This is a genomic window from Streptococcus equinus, assembly GCF_900104225.1.
GTDB classification, from domain to species: Bacteria; Bacillota; Bacilli; order Lactobacillales; family Streptococcaceae; genus Streptococcus; species Streptococcus equinus_D.
This window is the reverse complement of record NZ_FNJK01000004.1, coordinates 1-16113: the sequence shown is the minus strand read 5'-3', so window position 1 is coordinate 16113 and position 16113 is coordinate 1. Positions and strand designations below refer to the sequence as shown.

At 36.1% G+C, this 16113-nt stretch carries 20 protein-coding genes; 18 read left to right on the top strand and 2 right to left on the bottom strand.

The genetic code is table 11. From position 1 onward, the window contains the following. Positions 1 to 226 precede the first annotated feature (226 nt). The 13 genes from BLP98_RS06390 (at position 227) to yidD (ending at position 8280) form a co-directional block, all read left to right on the top strand. Positions 227 to 871, top strand: coding sequence for a DUF443 family protein (locus BLP98_RS06390; protein ID WP_074482460.1), 645 nt, complete (start codon positions 227 to 229; stop codon positions 869 to 871). A gap of 3 nt (positions 872 to 874) precedes the next feature. Continuing rightward, complete coding sequence (locus BLP98_RS06385; protein WP_074482459.1) at positions 875 to 1510, top strand: DUF443 domain-containing protein; 636 nt, start codon at positions 875 to 877, stop codon at positions 1508 to 1510. 16 nt (positions 1511 to 1526) lie between these two features. Beyond that, positions 1527 to 1823 carry a DUF4176 domain-containing protein gene (locus BLP98_RS06380; RefSeq protein WP_074482458.1) on the top strand — a complete coding sequence of 99 codons (297 nt, stop codon included), beginning with the start codon at positions 1527 to 1529 and terminating at the stop codon, positions 1821 to 1823. Between the two features lie 113 nt (positions 1824 to 1936). Next, a complete protein-coding gene (locus BLP98_RS06375; RefSeq protein WP_006532899.1) occupies positions 1937 to 2179 on the top strand; it encodes a YneF family protein in 243 nt (80 codons plus the stop codon). Positions 2180 to 2359: 180 nt separating this feature from the next. Continuing rightward, complete coding sequence (gene racE, locus BLP98_RS06370; protein WP_014335198.1) at positions 2360 to 3169, top strand: glutamate racemase; 810 nt, start codon at positions 2360 to 2362, stop codon at positions 3167 to 3169. A gap of 17 nt (positions 3170 to 3186) precedes the next feature. Next, positions 3187 to 4215, top strand: a complete 1029-nt coding sequence (locus BLP98_RS06365; RefSeq protein WP_006532897.1) for a nucleoside-triphosphate diphosphatase — start codon at positions 3187 to 3189, stop codon at positions 4213 to 4215. Beyond that, positions 4197 to 4718: a metallophosphoesterase gene (locus tag BLP98_RS06360; RefSeq protein WP_074482457.1), complete on the top strand. Its 522-nt coding sequence runs from the start codon at positions 4197 to 4199 to the stop codon at positions 4716 to 4718. The genes BLP98_RS06365 and BLP98_RS06360 overlap by 19 nt, the downstream gene beginning before the upstream one ends. Then, the gene (gene cbpB, locus BLP98_RS06355; protein ID WP_006532895.1) at positions 4715 to 5182 is read left to right on the top strand and encodes a cyclic-di-AMP-binding protein CbpB; all 468 of its coding nucleotides are present in this window, start codon (positions 4715 to 4717) and stop codon (positions 5180 to 5182) included. Before BLP98_RS06360 ends, cbpB begins: the two co-directional genes overlap by 4 nt. Next, positions 5175 to 5915 carry a site-specific tyrosine recombinase XerD gene (gene xerD / locus BLP98_RS06350; protein ID WP_074482456.1) on the top strand — a complete coding sequence of 247 codons (741 nt, stop codon included), beginning with the start codon at positions 5175 to 5177 and terminating at the stop codon, positions 5913 to 5915. Before cbpB ends, xerD begins: the two co-directional genes overlap by 8 nt. After that, the gene (locus tag BLP98_RS06345; RefSeq protein WP_039696395.1) at positions 5915 to 6619 is read left to right on the top strand and encodes a segregation/condensation protein A; all 705 of its coding nucleotides are present in this window, start codon (positions 5915 to 5917) and stop codon (positions 6617 to 6619) included. The genes xerD and BLP98_RS06345 overlap by 1 nt, the downstream gene beginning before the upstream one ends. A gap of 48 nt (positions 6620 to 6667) precedes the next feature. Further along, positions 6668 to 7264, top strand: a complete 597-nt coding sequence (scpB, locus tag BLP98_RS06340) for an SMC-Scp complex subunit ScpB (RefSeq protein WP_074482455.1) — start codon at positions 6668 to 6670, stop codon at positions 7262 to 7264. A gap of 30 nt (positions 7265 to 7294) precedes the next feature. Beyond that, the gene (locus tag BLP98_RS06335; RefSeq protein ID WP_003066095.1) at positions 7295 to 8020 is read left to right on the top strand and encodes a pseudouridine synthase; all 726 of its coding nucleotides are present in this window, start codon (positions 7295 to 7297) and stop codon (positions 8018 to 8020) included. Beyond that, positions 8017 to 8280 (top strand): membrane protein insertion efficiency factor YidD, encoded by a 264-nt coding sequence (yidD, locus tag BLP98_RS06330; protein ID WP_074482454.1) that lies wholly within the window; start codon positions 8017 to 8019, stop codon positions 8278 to 8280. The genes BLP98_RS06335 and yidD overlap by 4 nt, the downstream gene beginning before the upstream one ends. Positions 8281 to 8300: 20 nt before the next feature. Here yidD and BLP98_RS06325 read toward each other — a convergent pair whose 3' ends face one another. Together BLP98_RS06325 and trkA are read right to left on the bottom strand one after the other, a co-directional pair. Continuing rightward, on the bottom strand, positions 8301 to 9740 hold the full coding sequence (locus BLP98_RS06325; protein ID WP_074482453.1) for a TrkH family potassium uptake protein: 1440 nt from the start codon (positions 9738 to 9740) through the stop codon (positions 8301 to 8303). Positions 9741 to 9743: 3 nt separating this feature from the next. Next, positions 9744 to 11093 (bottom strand): Trk system potassium transporter TrkA, encoded by a 1350-nt coding sequence (gene trkA / locus BLP98_RS06320; RefSeq protein ID WP_074482452.1) that lies wholly within the window; start codon positions 11091 to 11093, stop codon positions 9744 to 9746. 203 nt (positions 11094 to 11296) lie between these two features. On the opposite strand from trkA, the gene BLP98_RS06315 reads away from it, so the two are divergent. The 5 genes from BLP98_RS06315 to BLP98_RS09655 form a co-directional block, all read left to right on the top strand. Beyond that, complete coding sequence (locus tag BLP98_RS06315) at positions 11297 to 13144, top strand: APC family permease (RefSeq protein ID WP_074482451.1); 1848 nt, start codon at positions 11297 to 11299, stop codon at positions 13142 to 13144. A gap of 168 nt (positions 13145 to 13312) precedes the next feature. After that, positions 13313 to 15037 carry a T7SS effector LXG polymorphic toxin gene (locus BLP98_RS06310; protein ID WP_074482450.1) on the top strand — a complete coding sequence of 575 codons (1725 nt, stop codon included), beginning with the start codon at positions 13313 to 13315 and terminating at the stop codon, positions 15035 to 15037. Next, the gene (locus BLP98_RS06305; protein WP_074482449.1) at positions 15024 to 15455 is read left to right on the top strand and encodes a hypothetical protein; all 432 of its coding nucleotides are present in this window, start codon (positions 15024 to 15026) and stop codon (positions 15453 to 15455) included. The genes BLP98_RS06310 and BLP98_RS06305 overlap by 14 nt, the downstream gene beginning before the upstream one ends. Next, entirely contained in the window at positions 15445 to 15903 is a 459-nt protein-coding gene (locus BLP98_RS06300) for a hypothetical protein (protein WP_074482448.1), read from the top strand. Before BLP98_RS06305 ends, BLP98_RS06300 begins: the two co-directional genes overlap by 11 nt. Positions 15904 to 15964: 61 nt before the next feature. Further along, a partial coding sequence (locus BLP98_RS09655; protein WP_419177413.1) for an Imm59 family immunity protein occupies positions 15965 to 16113 on the top strand: 149 nt, incomplete at its 3' end.

Here is a 16113-nt window from a genome sequence, read left to right as displayed (position 1 = left end):
CGGCGCTTACAACATTTTTAGTTTCAAATCCAGTTGGTTGGGCAGCCGTTGGGGTTGCAGCTGCTAGAATTGCGGTTGGAACTATTGCTAGTGTAGGTTTTGAGTATCTTTATGAAAATGATAAAAATGTAAAAAATAAAGTTGATCAATTTGGAAATACAATTGATAATGTTGGAAATTGTTTTCAAGGTTCTCTTGCTGATTTAAAATAATATAGGAGTACATTGTGAGAATAAAGTTTAGTCAAGTAAACTTTCGTTATTTAGTTTTTAATTATAAAGATAAGTTCTTTTTATTCGATAGATATCCTGTTAATTTACTTTGCTTTATTTTTTTGCCCATGAGTTGGATTTTTACACAGAATTGTTACGAAATTTCTAAAGAAACTTATCAGAATTTGAGGACACTAAATCAAGAAAATAAGAGCGAAACTATCAGCATAACTTTTATTACCTCTTTAATTATTTTTCTTAGTTCAATTTTAAAAAAAATTATCTATCTATTGGAGGTAGATTTTGGGTTTAGTATTAATTTATTAATATTATTATTTATTGTCCTTGCAGATATTTTGCTGATTAATTTATGGAGCAAAAGGGAATTTAACAAAGTGAGTGAAAATTACCCACAGATTTTTATGGAAAAACAAAAAGTAAAGATTAGACTTGATGGATACAAGAAAATTACAAAATTAATGTTTTTATACTTAATGATTTATTTTATAGCTGCCGTTTCAGTTTGGATTGAATTGAAATATGGAAATTATTTCTTTATGATAGGATCAGGAATTATAATATTTATTGTTTTACTTTTAGCATTTGGATCATTTAACGAAGGAGCTGAATACAAAGTTCGATTGTTGAAGGAAATTTAGTTAATGGAGTTTAAAATAACACAAGTTTCAGGAAGTTACCATGTTGTGAGAGCAAATGGAAAAAAATATATTTTAGATAATGTGAGTATGAGTTCAAAATTGTATTTTTGGGGACATAAAGCACAGAATGTTGAAGCAATTTTATTTGAAAGTGATGATAAAGACAATTTGTTTAATCTTAAAAAATCACAATTGGGAACAACGGCGGTTGTTTTGATGGTACAGCCGTTTTTAAAAATATTGTATAACTTTTTAGAAAATAATTTGAAGGCAACTGGAATTGTAGATAATCTCTTTCAAAAAGTATTGTTGTTCATTTTATCATTAACTATTGGATATTTCATTTACCTAGGTGTTTTTAAGTATGAGGACAAAAGAGTGAAAAAGAAATTAGTAAACAGGAAATGCATGAAATTGGTGCTAAAAACAGATAATCAACGTGTTTATGGCTTAGGTCCGATATTTGTAATGCTTACGCTCTTTTGCTTGGGATTTTATCTTTTTTATGATGAAATAACACTTCTAATTCTAAGTGGTTTGTTTTCATTTGCTATATTTACTTTTTCGTATCGAATTTTGCCAATCGGAGTAAATTACAATTTAAATCATCTTGATTTTGAAAAAATCGAAGAAATTTAATAAATGGGGGAGTTTTATGTTAAATATATTACCAATTGGGAGTATTGTGTATTTAAAAGATGGTAGTCAGAAATTGATGATTTTAAATCGTGGTGTAACAATTAAGCAAAATGGAGAAGATGTTCTATTTGATTATTCATCAGCGATTTATCCAATGGGATTAAATCCTGAACAAATTTTTTATTTTAATCAGGAAGATATCGACCGAGTTGTTTTTAACGGCTACAGTGACGATGAAGAAATGAGATTTGTTGAGCTGTATAAAAAGTGGCTGTCTGAGAATAATTTTAAAAAAGGAAATACAAATAATTGAAATGGTCTCCCAATTTTATTGTTTTTATGCTTAAGAAAAAGCTTTCAAGAATTTGTAAACTCTTTCTATTTCTGCTATAATAATTTATGTAAAAAACTTAGGAGAAAATATTCATGACAACATTTCTTTGGATTTTGTTAGTTTTGGTTGCTTTGTTTGGTGGCCTTGTTGGTGGCGTTTTTATCGCTCGTAAACAGTTTGAAAAGGAAATCGGTGAACACCCACGCTTGACGCCTGATGCGATCCGTGAAATGATGAGCCAAATGGGTCAAAAACCTAGTGAAGCTAAAATTCAACAAACGTACCGTAACATTATCAAACAATCAAAAGCAGCTGCAGCAAAAGCTAAAAAATAATTACGCTTTGGTTTGAAAAATGCTAAAGGCGGATGACTTATTGTTTGATAGTTTTTGACCTTACATACAAGTCAGTCTTTAACAAACGTTTTCGAGCACAGAGCTCAGAAATGAATGACTCAGTTGGCTCACCAACTGGGTTTTTTCTAAGTCTAATTCCCTTATTAGAAAGAAGATTCTATGGATAATAGACCAATTGGTTTTTTAGATTCTGGAGTTGGTGGTTTAACCGTTGTGCGTGAATTAATGCGTCAACTACCACATGAAGAAATTGTATATATTGGAGACTCAGCAAGAGCTCCTTACGGTCCTAGACCTGCTGAACAAATTAGAGAATACACTTGGGAATTGGTTAATTTCTTGTTAACTAAAAATGTTAAGATGATTGTCTTTGCTTGTAATACAGCGACAGCAGTTGCTTGGAAAGAAGTTAAAGAAAAACTTGATATTCCTGTTCTTGGTGTTATTTTACCAGGTTCTAGTGCCGCGATAAAATCGACACGTAACGGTAAAATTGGGATTATCGGAACTCCGATGACCATTAATTCAGAAGTTTATCCTGAAAAGATAAAATCATTATCCCCAAAAATGGAAGTTAGCGGTTTAGCTTGTCCCAAGTTTGTTCCAATCGTTGAGTCAAATGAAATGGGGTCAAGTGTTGCTAAAAAAGTGGTTTACGAAAGTTTAGCGCCGCTTGTTGGTAAAGTTGACACATTGGTTCTTGGATGTACGCATTACCCACTACTTCGTCCAATCATTCAAAATGTGATGGGACCTAATGTTAAATTAATCGATAGTGGTGCTGAATGTATTCGAGATGTGTCAGTGTTATTGAATTACTTTGAAATTAATCATAGTCGCACGGAAAATGCTGTTGATCACCATTTCTACACAACAGCAAGTAGTCAGCGTTTTAAAGAAATTGCGGTGAACTGGCTAGGAACTGACATTGATGTGCAACATGTTGATTTGGAAAAGTTGAACAAATAGAAATGAGATGGTAATAAATGGCTGATAAAATTTATGAGTATAAAGATAAAGAAAATTGGTTCCTTGGCGAGTGGGGTGGCTTCAATGCCATTTCAGGTCTTGGAAATGTCTGTGGTGATGATCTTTATGAATTGAGCCAACAAGTCGCAAAACTTGTTGCAAGTAAATGCTGTGGCAAATGTCACGGACACGGTGAAGGCGGCTGCCATAAAGACGAATTTAATGGCTACAACGTCACTGTTGTTAAAAAATCATCTGATTTTCAATTGATTCGCTTTGTTGTTGGCATGATTAACGAAGAAACTAATCGTCATTTAGAAGTGCAACAACGTGCGGGTGCGGTTGTGGTTACTGAGGATGACCAATTGTTATTTGTGCATCTACCAGAAGACGGTGTTGCTGCGTCAGCCTTTTTTGGAAAATCATCTGAAAATGCCTTTGGTGATACCATCTTGATTGCTACACGCAATGAAGGTAAAACCAAAGAATTTCGTAAAATGTTTGATCAACTAGGCATCAAAGTTGAAAACCTAAATAACCACCCAGAATTGCCTGAAGTGGAAGAAACTGGAATGACCTTTGAAGAAAATGCACGCTTGAAAGCAGAAACGATTTCAAAATTAACTGGAAAAATGGTTCTGGCTGATGATTCTGGCTTGAAAGTTGATGTCCTTGGTGGTCTTCCTGGTGTATGGTCAGCTCGTTTCTCTGGCCCAGATGCTACAGACGAATCAAATAACGCTAAATTGCTTCATGAATTAGCAATGGTATTTGATATGAAAGACCGTTCAGCGCAATTCCACACAACACTTGTGGTTGCTGCACCAGATAAAGAAAGTTTGGTTGTTGAAGCAGATTGGCCTGGCTACATTGCTATGGAAGCAAAAGGCGACAACGGCTTTGGTTATGACCCACTATTCTTAGTTGGTGAAACTGGACGTCACGCTGCTGAATTGACAGCAGATGAAAAAAATGAAATCTCACATCGCGGGTTGGCTGTTAAGAAATTAATGGAGGCATTCCCAGTATGGAAAGCAGAACAATAATTGTAATGAGTGATTCTCACGGTGATCGTGAGATTATTAGCAATATTAAACAACGTTATCAAGGTGAAGTTGATGCCATTTTCCATAATGGAGATTCTGAGCTGCCAAGTTCAGATCCCATTTGGGATGGTATCAAAGTGGTTCGTGGTAATTGTGATTACGATAATGGTTATCCTGAAAGATTGACAACTTATCTTGACGATATTGTCATAGCACAGACTCACGGACACCTTTATAACATTAATTTTACATGGGATAGATTGGATTTATTTGCTCAAGAAGAAGATGCAGATATCTGCCTTTATGGGCACTTGCACCGAGCAGCAGCTTGGCGTAATGGTAAAACTGTTTTTATCAATCCAGGTAGTGTTCTTCAACCTCGTGGTGATGTCAAAGAAAAGCTTTATGCCAAAGTAATTATCACTAAAGACAAGATTAAGGTTGATTTTTACACACGTGACCACAAACTCTATCCGGCACTTTCAAAGGAATTTGACAGATGATAGCAAAAGAATTTGAAGAATTTCTTCTTAGCCATTTGGATCATTACTTGATTCCGGCAGAAGATTTGGCGATTTTTATTGATACGCATAATTCAGACCACGCTATGTTGCTTTTAGCTAATAATGGTTATTCACGTGTTCCTGTTATCACCAAAGATAAAGAATACGTTGGAACTATCAGCATTGCTGACATTATGTCTTATCAAGCTAAAAATCAATTGACCGATTGGGAATTGGCTCAGACTGATATTGGTAAGATGGTTAATACCAAATTACAAACCATTAGTGATACTTCAAGCTTAACGGATATTATGCATTTGTTAGTGGACTATCCTTTCTTGCCAGTCTTAGATAAAAATAACCACTTCCTAGGCATTATTACACGTAAATCGATTCTAAAGGCTGTTAATAGTCTCTTACACGATTTCACTGATTATTATACGATTACCCCGAAAGATGATTGATTTTATCCAAGAATTTATTGACAGTAAGTCTCTCTCAGAGAATTCTAGAAATGCTTATTTTTATGATTTGCAGCAGTTTGTTGAGGCTGTTGATGGTAAAGTCAGCAAAGAAAAGCTGGCGCTTTATGAGCATTCATTGGCACCTTTAAAAACCTCAGCCAAAAAGCGTAAGATTTCAGCGGTAAATCAGTTTTTGTATTTTTTGTATGATACTGAGCGCTTAGATCGTTTTTATAAATTAAGCAATAAAGAAAAATTGGCCACGAAACCGGTTAGTAAGGAGTTGCTGGATTATTCGGCTTTTTATCAAGAAAGTTCTTATCAAGCTGGTCAGTTGATTGCGCTTTTGATGATTGAACTGGGCCTGTCGTCTAGTGACCTTCAAGGCTTAAAAGTTGCTGATTTGGATAGGACTTTTGCTGTTTTGCGCGTGCAAAAAGCTGGCTTGGTCAGAGTGCTAGAAGTTCCTGCAAAATTGCTTGATTACATGACTGCCAATTTGTCTGAAGAACAGATTTATCTTTTTGATAATCAAGGTAAATCTTATTCAAGACAATGGTTCTTCAATCAATTAAAAGCATTTTTGGCTTCTTTAGGTCTGGAAGACTTATCAGCGCAGGATATGCGTCGTCAATATGTTTTACATCAAAAAGCAGCAGGAAAATCTTTATTAGAAGTTAGTCGCAATTTAGGGCTTAAGAGTCCAGTGACTTTAGAGAAATTTTATAACTAATGGATATTAAATTAAAAGATTTTGAAGGGCCTCTGGATTTGCTTTTGCACTTGGTCTCTAAATATCAGATGGATATTTACGACGTTCCAATCGTGGAAGTTATCGAGCAGTATTTGGCTTATATCTCAACCTTACAAGCCATGAAATTAGAAGTGGCTGGTGAATATATGGTTATGGCCAGTCAGCTCATGCTGATTAAAAGCCGTAAGCTACTTCCAAAAATTGTTGAAGCAGAGCCAGAAGAAGATGACCCTGAACAAGAATTGTTGACACAAATCGAAGAATATCGTCGCTTCAAGGCGATTAGTGAGGAAATGTCAGCCCAGCACGATGAACGTGCTAAATTTTACTCAAAACCAAAACAAGAATTAATTTTTGAAGATGCGGTTTTAGCTCATGACAAGACGATTATGGATCTTTTCTTGTCATTTTCACATGTTATGGCTGAAAAGCAAAGAGAATTGAAAAATAGTCATACGGTTGTTGAGCGTGATGATTATCGTATTGAAGACATGATGACGGTTATTTCAGAACGTCTCAGTCAGTCTAAAAAACTTGTTTTGAACAAGGTTTTCAAAGAATGTCAATCTATTCCAGAGATGATTACCTTATTTTTGGCGACTTTAGAATTGATTAAAGTCCATGAGGTGGAAGTAGAACAAGAGGAAAACTTTGGAGATATTGTTTTACGAAGTGTTAGTTGAGTGAAAAAACGATAACCCTTGGTAAACAAACTTAAGAAAGGAAGTTATATGAACTATTTAGCTCAGATTGAGGCCCTTCTTTTTGTAGCAGGTGAAGAAGGCTTGAGCTTACGTCATTTGGCTAGTATGGTTAATTTAACACCAACGGCGCTCCAACAACAACTGGAAAAATTAGCACAGAAATACAGAGCTGACGAGTCATCAAGTCTTTGTTTGATTGAGACAGCAGGTTGTTATAAAATTGTGACTAAAGAGATTTTTGCTGATTTGCTTCGTGATTTTGCAAAAGCTCCAGTCAATCAAAGTTTATCACGTGCCAGTTTGGAAGTTTTATCCATTATTGCTTACAAACAACCGATAACACGTATTGAAGTTGATGATATTCGTGGTGTTAATTCTAGCAGTGCTATCAGTAAATTAATGGCTCTAGGTTTAATTTGCGAAGCTGGTAAAAAAGAAGTAATTGGTCGACCAAATATTTATGCGACAACAGATTATTTCCTAGATTTTATGGGAATTAATGACCTAAGTGAGCTGATTGACGTGTCAAATATCGAAGTGGTCGATGAAGAAATGACCCTTTTTGAAGAGCCAGAATTAGCCCAAGAAGAAACAGAACTCGCTAAAACTGACGAAATGATGTAAAATAGCTAAAAAGCAGTTAAAGGAAAGAATATGAGAATTAATAAATACATTGCCCATGCGGGAATTGCCAGCCGTCGTAAAGCTGAAGATTTGATTAAAAGAGGTTTGGTAACCATCAACGGTAAAGTTGTTACAGAACTAGCTACAACGGTTAAAGCTGGTGATGTTGTTGAAGTTGAAGGGACACCAATCTATAACGAAGAAAAAGTTTATTACCTTCTTAATAAACCTCGTGGTGTGATTTCAAGTGTATCAGATGACAAAGGCCGTAAAACGGTTGTTGACTTGCTACCAAATGTTACAGAACGTATTTATCCTGTTGGACGTTTGGACTGGGATACTACTGGACTTTTGATTTTGACAAATGATGGTGATTTCACAGATGAAATGATTCACCCACGTAACGAAATCGACAAAGTCTATTTAGCTCGTGTTAAAGGACTTGCGACAAAAGAAAATCTTCGTCCATTGACACGTGGTGTTGTTATCGATGGTAAAAAGACAAAACCAGCTCGTTACAACATCATCAAAGTAGATCCTGAAAAAAATCGTTCAGTGGTTGAATTGACTATCCATGAAGGACGTAACCACCAAGTTAAGAAAATGTTCGAATCAGTTGGACTTTTGGTAGATAAATTGTCTCGTACGAACTTTGGGACTTTGGATCTATCAGGTCTTCGCCCAGGTGAATCACGTCGTTTGAGCAAAAAAGAAATCAGCCAGTTACATAATTTAGCTGTTAACAAACAAAAATGATAAAAAAATTGCTTATTGCGCTTGTTAAATGGTATCAAAAACGGATTTCCCCCATGACCCCTCCATCATGTCGCTATCGACCAAGCTGTTCGAATTACATGATTGTGGCGATTGAAAAGCATGGGCTAAAGGGTGTCATTATGGGAGTGGCAAGGATTTTGCGTTGCCATCCCTTTGTAGAAGGTGGGGATGATCCAGTGCCTGATTATTTTACGCTTCGACGCAATAAAGATTATCGTAAAAAGAAAGAGGAAAGCTAAGGCTCTCCTCTTTTTGAGTTTTAATATTTTGACCATGTTTTTGGAATGAAGAGTAGTAACATTGGGTAGATTTCCAAACGTCCTGCAATCATAGCAAATGACATGAGTAGTTTTGAAAACGGACTAAAGATTGCAAAGGTTTGACTTGTTCCAAGCATTGGTCCGATATTGTTAAAGGTTGAAGTAGCTGCGCTGACTACAACCATAAAATTATTATTATCTAGTGATAACATTAAGGTTAATCCTAAAAGTAAGAAAACATATAATGTTAAATACTTAAGAACACCGTGTTGAATTTCCTTATCAAGTGGTTGTTCATTGATATGGATAGTCATGATACGATTTGGATAAAGCGTAGAAAGTACTTGATTCTTAGCAATTTTGGTTAAGATAAGTGCACGCATGACCTTAATACCACCAGCGGTTGATCCTGCTGAACCACCAATAAACATGAGAAAGAGCAAAATGACCTGAGCGAATAATGGCCAAACCGTCAGATCAGTTACGCCAAATCCTGTTGTTGTCATCACATTGGCTACTTCAAATAGAGAATTTTCTAGGGCTTTGCCCGCACTTGGGTAAAGTCCACTTACATTCAACCAGATTAAGGCTGTCGCAATCACGACAATACCAATATAAGTTCTTAACTCTTCATCTTTAAAGAAGGCTTTAAATTTTCGAAGAAGTAAGAAGTAGTAGAGGTTGAAGTTAATCCCGAAAAGCAGTACCGCAATTGAGACGATGTTAGTGATTAGCGAGCTATTATAGTGTGCAATGGAATCATTGTAAACACCAAATCCACCGGTACCAGCACAGCCCATAGCTGTAATGATACTATCAAAAGCAGGCATACCAGCTGTCATTAAAATAACCGTCAAAACAGCAAACATGCTTAGGTAGATAATATAAAGGATTTGTGCTGTTTCTTTTAGTTTTGAAACAACTTTACCAAATACAGGACCTGGAACCTCGGCACGCATGACTTCTAAGTGACTATTTTTACTATTTTCCATGATAGCTAGTGCAAACACCAATACTCCCATTCCACCGATAAGGTGAGCGAAGCTTCGCCAAAAGAGTAGAGAGTGTGATAATACAGCTACATCAGGCAAAATAGTTGCACCGGTCGTGGTAAAGCCAGAAACCATTTCAAAGAAAGCATCGATGATACTTGGAATTTGTCCTGAAAGTACAAATGGTAGTGCTCCAAAGAAAGACCAAAGTATCCAACACAGAGCAACAATCAAAAGTCCCTCTTTAGTGTAGACATGGTAATTTTTTGGCTTGAAAGCCACTCCAAGAATTCCTATGATAACGAGAATACCAATCGTAATGGCAAGGCTATTAATCACGCGCATGTCTTCATGGTAGATAAAAGCCACAATCACAGGAACCAGCATCAAAGAGGCTTCAATTAAGAGGAGTTTTGCTAGGAGGTAACGAACCATACTTTTATTCATAACTTACCTCGCTAACAAATCATAGATGCGCGTGATGTTTTTCAAGAAAGTAACAACGACAATCTTATCACCCACTTCAAAGACATCCTCACCTGTTGGGTAAATGGTTTTACCATTGCGGATGATCGCGGCAATCAGAATGTTTTCCTTGAATTTAAGTGATGAAAGGCTCTTGCCTGCCATTTTATTATTTTCACGGATTTCAAATTGCAAGGTTTCGATACGACCGTTGGCAACGTGGTGCATGGCATCGAGGTTTGAGTCTTGAGCATTTACACGACCACGGATAAAGTGCATCATTGAATCCACGGCAATACTTTTTGGTGTGACAATACTTGAAAATTGGCTAGTGTCAATAATTTCAAGCAAGCTTGTACGGTTAACTTTGGTGATGTTTTTTCGAACGCCAAGTGTTTCAAGAAACATTGAAGTGATGATGTTTTCTTCATCCACCCCTGTTAGTGTTGCTACAGCATCAAAGTTTTCCACACATTCTTCCAAAAGAACGCTCTTAGCAGTACCATCGCCTTGTACCACGTGGACGTTTGGAAATTCTTGGCTGAACATCTGAGCTTGCTCAGGATTGTTTTCAATGACCTTAAGATTCATCTTAGTGTTCTTAAGGATGTTGAGTAAGTAGTAGGCAATTCGTCCGGCACCAATAATCATCATATTTTTGATAGATTTGGTTTTAACAGAATTGTGGAAAAGAATCATGTCAATACGATTTCCAGTGACAAAAATCTTGTCTGCTGTTTGGAGTGTGGCATCACCGTCAGGAATAATCAATTTTCCACGACGCTCAATAGCACAGATAACCAAGTTACCGAACTTTTTACGGAATTGACTTAAGCTCATATGACAAAGTTTACTGCCATCTGAAATTACAAATTCCATCAACATGACACGACCGTTAACAAAGTGTTCTACAGAAAGGGCGTTTGGAAAGTCAACTGTATTGGCAATATAACGCGCTGTAAGCAATTCAGGATTGACAACCAAAGAAAAGCCTAGGAAATTTTTATCTTTGAAATAAGCGTTAGAGTATTCTGGGTTACGAACACGGACAACCGTTTCTTTAGCTCCCATTTGTTTAGCAAGAACGGCTGAAATCATATTAACTTCGTCTTTATCAGTAAGAGCAATGAAGATATCACAGTTAGCAACATCTGCTTGTTCAAGGATTTTAAAGTTAGCTCCATTACCAACAATTCCCATGATATCATGGCGTTTGGTAATGTTTTTTAAAACTGCTTCTTTTTCTTCAATTAAGACAACATTGTGTTTTTCTTCAACAAGTGAGCGACAAAGTGCGGTACCAACCTTACCTCCGCCGACAACAATTATTTTCATTTTAACCTCCGAAATATATCGTATCTATATTACTCTATTTTTCTTAAAAATACTAGCCATTCCAACTGTTTATAAGGGATTAAGCTTGATTTATCAAAGCTAACACTGATTGTTAAAATTAGGTTACAAATCATCAAAACGCTTGCGAAATATTACTGAGAGAACTATAATGAGTCGTTATCTAATTTTAGGGAGAAATTTCAATGCTTGAAAAGTTACGAAATGTTTTTATTGGTAATCCCCTGGAATCAGCTGGCGAGACTAATGAGGATCATCTATTATCCAAATCACAAGCCTTGGCTATGCTATCCAGCGATGCCCTTTCCTCAATTGCTTATGGTCCAGAACAAGTTATTTTGGTTTTAACAACCATTTCTGCAGCAGCAATTTGGTGGTCATTACCAATCGGACTTTTAGTTTTGGTATTGTTAGCAAGCCTAACGATTTCTTATCAACAAGTTATCCACGCTTATCCTAAAGGTGGTGGTGCCTACATGGTATCTACTGAAAATCTATCACCAAGTATGGGATTGATTGCTGGTGGAAGTTTGTTGGTAGATTATATGTTGACGGTTGCTGTTTCGGTATCATCTGGTGCTGATGCCATTACATCAGCTTTCCCAGCCATTAAGGAATTTAATTTAGAAATTTCAATTGTCTTGGTTTTGATTTTGATGTTTATGAATTTGCGCGGATTGCGTGAATCGGCAAAATCACTAATGATTCCGGTATATTTGTTCATTGTAAGTATTTTATTCTTGATTGCTTACGGTGCCTTCCAAATCCTTACAGGACATTTAGCTTACACTGCAACAGCGCACGTTGGTAAAGTCGTTCCGGGAGTATCTTTAATCCTTCTACTTAGAGCCTTTACAAGTGGTTCGGCATCACTTACTGGTGTTGAAGCTATCTCAAATGCGGTACCATTTTTCAAGAAACCTAAAGAGAAAAATGCAGCTGGTACACTGGCTATCATGTCATTGATTCTTGGAATTATGTTTGCAGGTATTACCTTCCTAAACTATTGGTTAGGGATTACGCCATCTGCCCATGTAACTATTTTGGCTCAGATTGCACAACGTATTTTTGGTGACTCAGCAATCGGAAATGCGCTCTTCTACGTTTTCCAATTGTCAACAGCCTTAATCTTGGCTGTAGCTGCTAATACTGGTTTTTCTGCCTTTCCAATGTTGTCATTTAACATGGCTAAAAACAAATACATGCCTCACCTTTTCATGGAAAAAGGGGCACGTCTTGGCTACTCAAATGGGATTATTACCTTAGCGGTAGGAGCAATTGCTTTACTTTGCATCTTTAATGGGTCAACAGAGCGCCTTATTCCGCTTTATACCATTGGTGTTTTCATTCCATTTGCTCTTTCGCAAACAGGAATGGTTATTCACTGGAAACGACAATTTGGCAAGAATTATTTAAAACATTCGATTGCTAATATCTTAGGGGCAGTGATTTGTTATCTCATTATTCTTATCCTTTTGATTTTTAGAATTGGTGAGATTTGGCCATTCTTCCCAATCATTCTTGTATTAATGTTTCTCTTTTATTCTATTAGAAATCACTACAGGAATGTTGCCATGCAATTACGTTTAACGGATGATGTGAAGAACATTCATTATGATGGCAATACGGTTTTGATTTTGGTCGGAAATATGACGCAAGCAAGTATCCGTGCTATTAACTATGCTAAAAGTATCGGACAAACAGTTGTTGCCATGCACGTGTCAACTTTGGAAACACGCGAAAAAGATTTGGAAGTTGAACAAGAATTTAAACACTATTTCCCAGATGTCACATTCGTCAATATTGAATCAAATTACCGTGATATCGTGAAACCAACCATGATGTTTGTTCAAAAAATGAATCATGAAGCTAAGAAAAATAACCACACCATGACGGTTATTATTCCAAAATTCATTCCAAAACACAGTTGGCAAAACATGCTTCACAACCAAATGAGTCTACGTATCCGTGCTCGCTTGCGTTGGTATGAAGATATTATCATTGCAACTTATTCATATCATTTGAAAAAATAAATACATAAAGCTCTGATTTTCAGGGCTTTTTATGTTAACTTCTGAAAGTTCAGATTTTTTATGCTATAATGATGAAAAAATTTAGGGAGATTTTTTATGTTAAATTTAGGAATTATCGTAGAAAATATCCTCCTTTTGAATATTTTCTTTTCAAAAGGAGGTGACTAAATGGGCTTTCATGTTTCTCTTGATGAGTTAAACAAAGCAGCTGATAAGTTAGAGCAGGAAGCTGGAAAGCTAGAATCACAACTGGACACCGCAAAAAACAGTGTCAATAAAATTATCACTTCTGAAGCTCTGACCGGAAAGACTGGACAAGCTATTTATCACCAGCTTAACAACGTCGATGCCGCCATTATCGTCGGGTTAGAAGATACGACAAAATTGCTAGCGAGTGACCTGTACAGCTTGATTTCAGAGTTTCAATCTAGTATTGGGGAAAGCTCTGCTACGGCTGTTTTGGATGAGGATTACCTCAATCAACTCAAAGATAATCTGAACAATTTCAAAAATCAGCACGGTGAGCAAGAAACAAATATCTCAGGGATTTATTCTAGTATCAGTGATTTAATTTCCCTTTCTGGTCCTACAAGTACCTATGATGCGGATAGCGATACGGCTAGTCAGCTCTTGACCAACACCATTGATAAAGTCACTAGCTTTGATAGTGCTGGCAGTGAACTCAGTTCTGAAAGCATGTTAACAGCTATTGATAGCAAGGTGAACCAAGTCAGCCAAGTCGTTGATTTGCCGTACAGTGACAGCCAGTACTTAAGTTTTGTCAATGACGCCGACTTTGCCAAAGGCATCAATACAGTCGATAAACAAATCAAAGAACAAGAAAAACTGGCTAAAGAGGAAGCTGAAAAAGAAGCCAAAAAACAATGGGCCAAACAGCATCCGATTGAAGCATGGTTGCAAAACACCACTGACGAAACCACAAAATTATTCAAATGGGCTAACCAAGAAGTTCAAGATTTTGATTTGAATATTCCTGGGGCTAATTATGTCAAAGACCAAATTTCCCTACGCCTTGGTTTCGTCTCAAAAGCCTGTGAAACTGTTGGGGACTTAGCAATCGGTGTTACTCAACTTGGTCATTTAGCTGTTGAAGGTATCGAATGGGGAAGCAATGCTTTAGCCGGTAAAAAGACAGCCCAATGGATTAAAGATGATGTGACAAGTGCTGGAATGACTGCACTTACCGCAGGTGTCTTCATCAACCGTCTTAAATATGGCGATATCGATGCTTGGAAGGTTGTCTATAAAGGCATTGAAGATTCTGCTAGCGATGTCTTTCATAATATCGCAACAGGAAACAACTTTGAAATCGGTGGTTATGTCTTTGACGTTGCCACACTGGTCGGCCCTGCTGCTGTTGGCAAACTCAAGTATGTTGATGAGGCAGGCAACCTTGCCAAACTAGCTGAAGCCGGTGACGTCGCCTCAACCGTTGGTAAGGTGGAAGATGGGGTGAAGGTAGTTGATAAGGTTAGTGATGTAGTAAAAACATCTAACATATTATCTTACGACGAAGCAGAAGAAATAGCCTTTAATGCAATAAAGGGGTCAAAACGCTCTGAAACTGTTGTTTTAGGAAAATTTGATGGTGGCGGTCCAACTGCCTATTCAACTATTGCACGAGAAATAGGTTCACAATATTTTGAATTAGATAATTGGACAGAACTATCATCTAAATATTCGGAAGATGAGATTTGGAAAATAAATGAGAAGTTTTTAGATATTCAAACAAGTTCTGGAAGAGAGATATATTTATCACATAATCCAGAGGGTGACTGGGGACGTTCATTCTATGCTAAAGAACTTAAATATTTAGTAGATAATGGATATCATTTTGTTCAGGAAGGAAATTTATGGCATGCGATACGATGATGATTATTACATAACTAGAGTGGCATTTATAAAGCAAGAAATGTCACGAATTTTTGGAGAAACTATCGTTTTAGAAAACGAAAAAAATAATTTTAAACAGCGTGGTTACTTTCAACTTAACTATAAGTACTCAAAAAATAATTGCAATTATACTATTAGTATCGAAAATGAGATTAGATTATTTAATATTTTCATAAGTGATAGAGAGGAAGCAAAAATTTCTCTTTTTAGAATTCATAATCATAATAATAACTTGGATGATTTAAAAAATATAACTTATTCATTAAATTTATTATTTAATGTCTTGGAAGAAAATAACTTCACCCTATATTTTTCAAAAGATGGAAAGTATTATAAAAAAACACCACAAGGGGTTTTTAGAGTCAAAAACATGATAGAGGAACTTTATGGTAAGTGAAAATTATATTAAATTACGACAACAAGTTTTGGATTACACAAATAAGGATATGAATCTTACACTTGAAAATGACAAGCAAGTGTACATTGCTGTTTTTGATATTCCTGTAGAAAGTATTATTTTGAACAGAGAAAGCCAAACATTAGCGTTAGTTTTTGGTATAAACACTCATTTATATTTTGGAGATGGTGCTGTTTTAACTGATTTAGAAAAGAATCCTAATGTTATGCATGCTATGCAGTCGCTTCTAATAAGTTCACATCAGGTGCTCGATGTCATGACAAAAACAGAAACACCTAAGTATTATCCTTCAAAAAATATTCGGGCCTATTTAAAAACTAGCAAAGGCATCTTCTTTAAAGAGCTGTCTGGCAACACAAAAGAAGAGCAATTTCTAAAAGCATTATTGAGTAACGTACTAGCCGCTGTTGCACAGGCAATAAAATGATTTAAGCTTTTATGCACTTCTATTAAAAATTGAATTTGAAATTATTTATGATGATTGAGCTATGCCAAATTTACAAATAGAAAAACAAGAGATACTGGAAGAAATCAAGAAACGTAATTATCAAACTTTGCGCTATTCTATTTTTGAGGCAGGGAATCCTCATGAATGGGAGACCCGCATTGATTACGATAAAACAAAACAAGTTTATCA

Coding starts and splice junctions, on each gene's coding strand:
- yidD (WP_074482454.1), top strand. CDS start 8,017: ATGATAAAAAAATTGCTTATTGCGCTTGTTAAATGGTATCAAAAACGG.
- BLP98_RS06310 (WP_074482450.1), top strand. CDS start 13,313: ATGGGCTTTCATGTTTCTCTTGATGAGTTAAACAAAGCAGCTGATAAG.
- BLP98_RS06380 (WP_074482458.1), top strand. CDS start 1,527: ATGTTAAATATATTACCAATTGGGAGTATTGTGTATTTAAAAGATGGT.
- BLP98_RS06345 (WP_039696395.1), top strand. CDS start 5,915: ATGGATATTAAATTAAAAGATTTTGAAGGGCCTCTGGATTTGCTTTTG.
- scpB (WP_074482455.1), top strand. CDS start 6,668: ATGAACTATTTAGCTCAGATTGAGGCCCTTCTTTTTGTAGCAGGTGAA.
- BLP98_RS06360 (WP_074482457.1), top strand. CDS start 4,197: ATGGAAAGCAGAACAATAATTGTAATGAGTGATTCTCACGGTGATCGT.
- BLP98_RS06385 (WP_074482459.1), top strand. CDS start 875: ATGGAGTTTAAAATAACACAAGTTTCAGGAAGTTACCATGTTGTGAGA.
- trkA (WP_074482452.1), bottom strand. CDS start 11,093: ATGAAAATAATTGTTGTCGGCGGAGGTAAGGTTGGTACCGCACTTTGT.
- BLP98_RS06300 (WP_074482448.1), top strand. CDS start 15,445: ATGGTAAGTGAAAATTATATTAAATTACGACAACAAGTTTTGGATTAC.
- racE (WP_014335198.1), top strand. CDS start 2,360: ATGGATAATAGACCAATTGGTTTTTTAGATTCTGGAGTTGGTGGTTTA.
- BLP98_RS06335 (WP_003066095.1), top strand. CDS start 7,295: ATGAGAATTAATAAATACATTGCCCATGCGGGAATTGCCAGCCGTCGT.
- BLP98_RS06325 (WP_074482453.1), bottom strand. CDS start 9,740: ATGAATAAAAGTATGGTTCGTTACCTCCTAGCAAAACTCCTCTTAATT.
- xerD (WP_074482456.1), top strand. CDS start 5,175: ATGATTGATTTTATCCAAGAATTTATTGACAGTAAGTCTCTCTCAGAG.
- cbpB (WP_006532895.1), top strand. CDS start 4,715: ATGATAGCAAAAGAATTTGAAGAATTTCTTCTTAGCCATTTGGATCAT.
- BLP98_RS06365 (WP_006532897.1), top strand. CDS start 3,187: ATGGCTGATAAAATTTATGAGTATAAAGATAAAGAAAATTGGTTCCTT.
- BLP98_RS06305 (WP_074482449.1), top strand. CDS start 15,024: ATGCGATACGATGATGATTATTACATAACTAGAGTGGCATTTATAAAG.
- BLP98_RS06315 (WP_074482451.1), top strand. CDS start 11,297: ATGCTTGAAAAGTTACGAAATGTTTTTATTGGTAATCCCCTGGAATCA.
- BLP98_RS06375 (WP_006532899.1), top strand. CDS start 1,937: ATGACAACATTTCTTTGGATTTTGTTAGTTTTGGTTGCTTTGTTTGGT.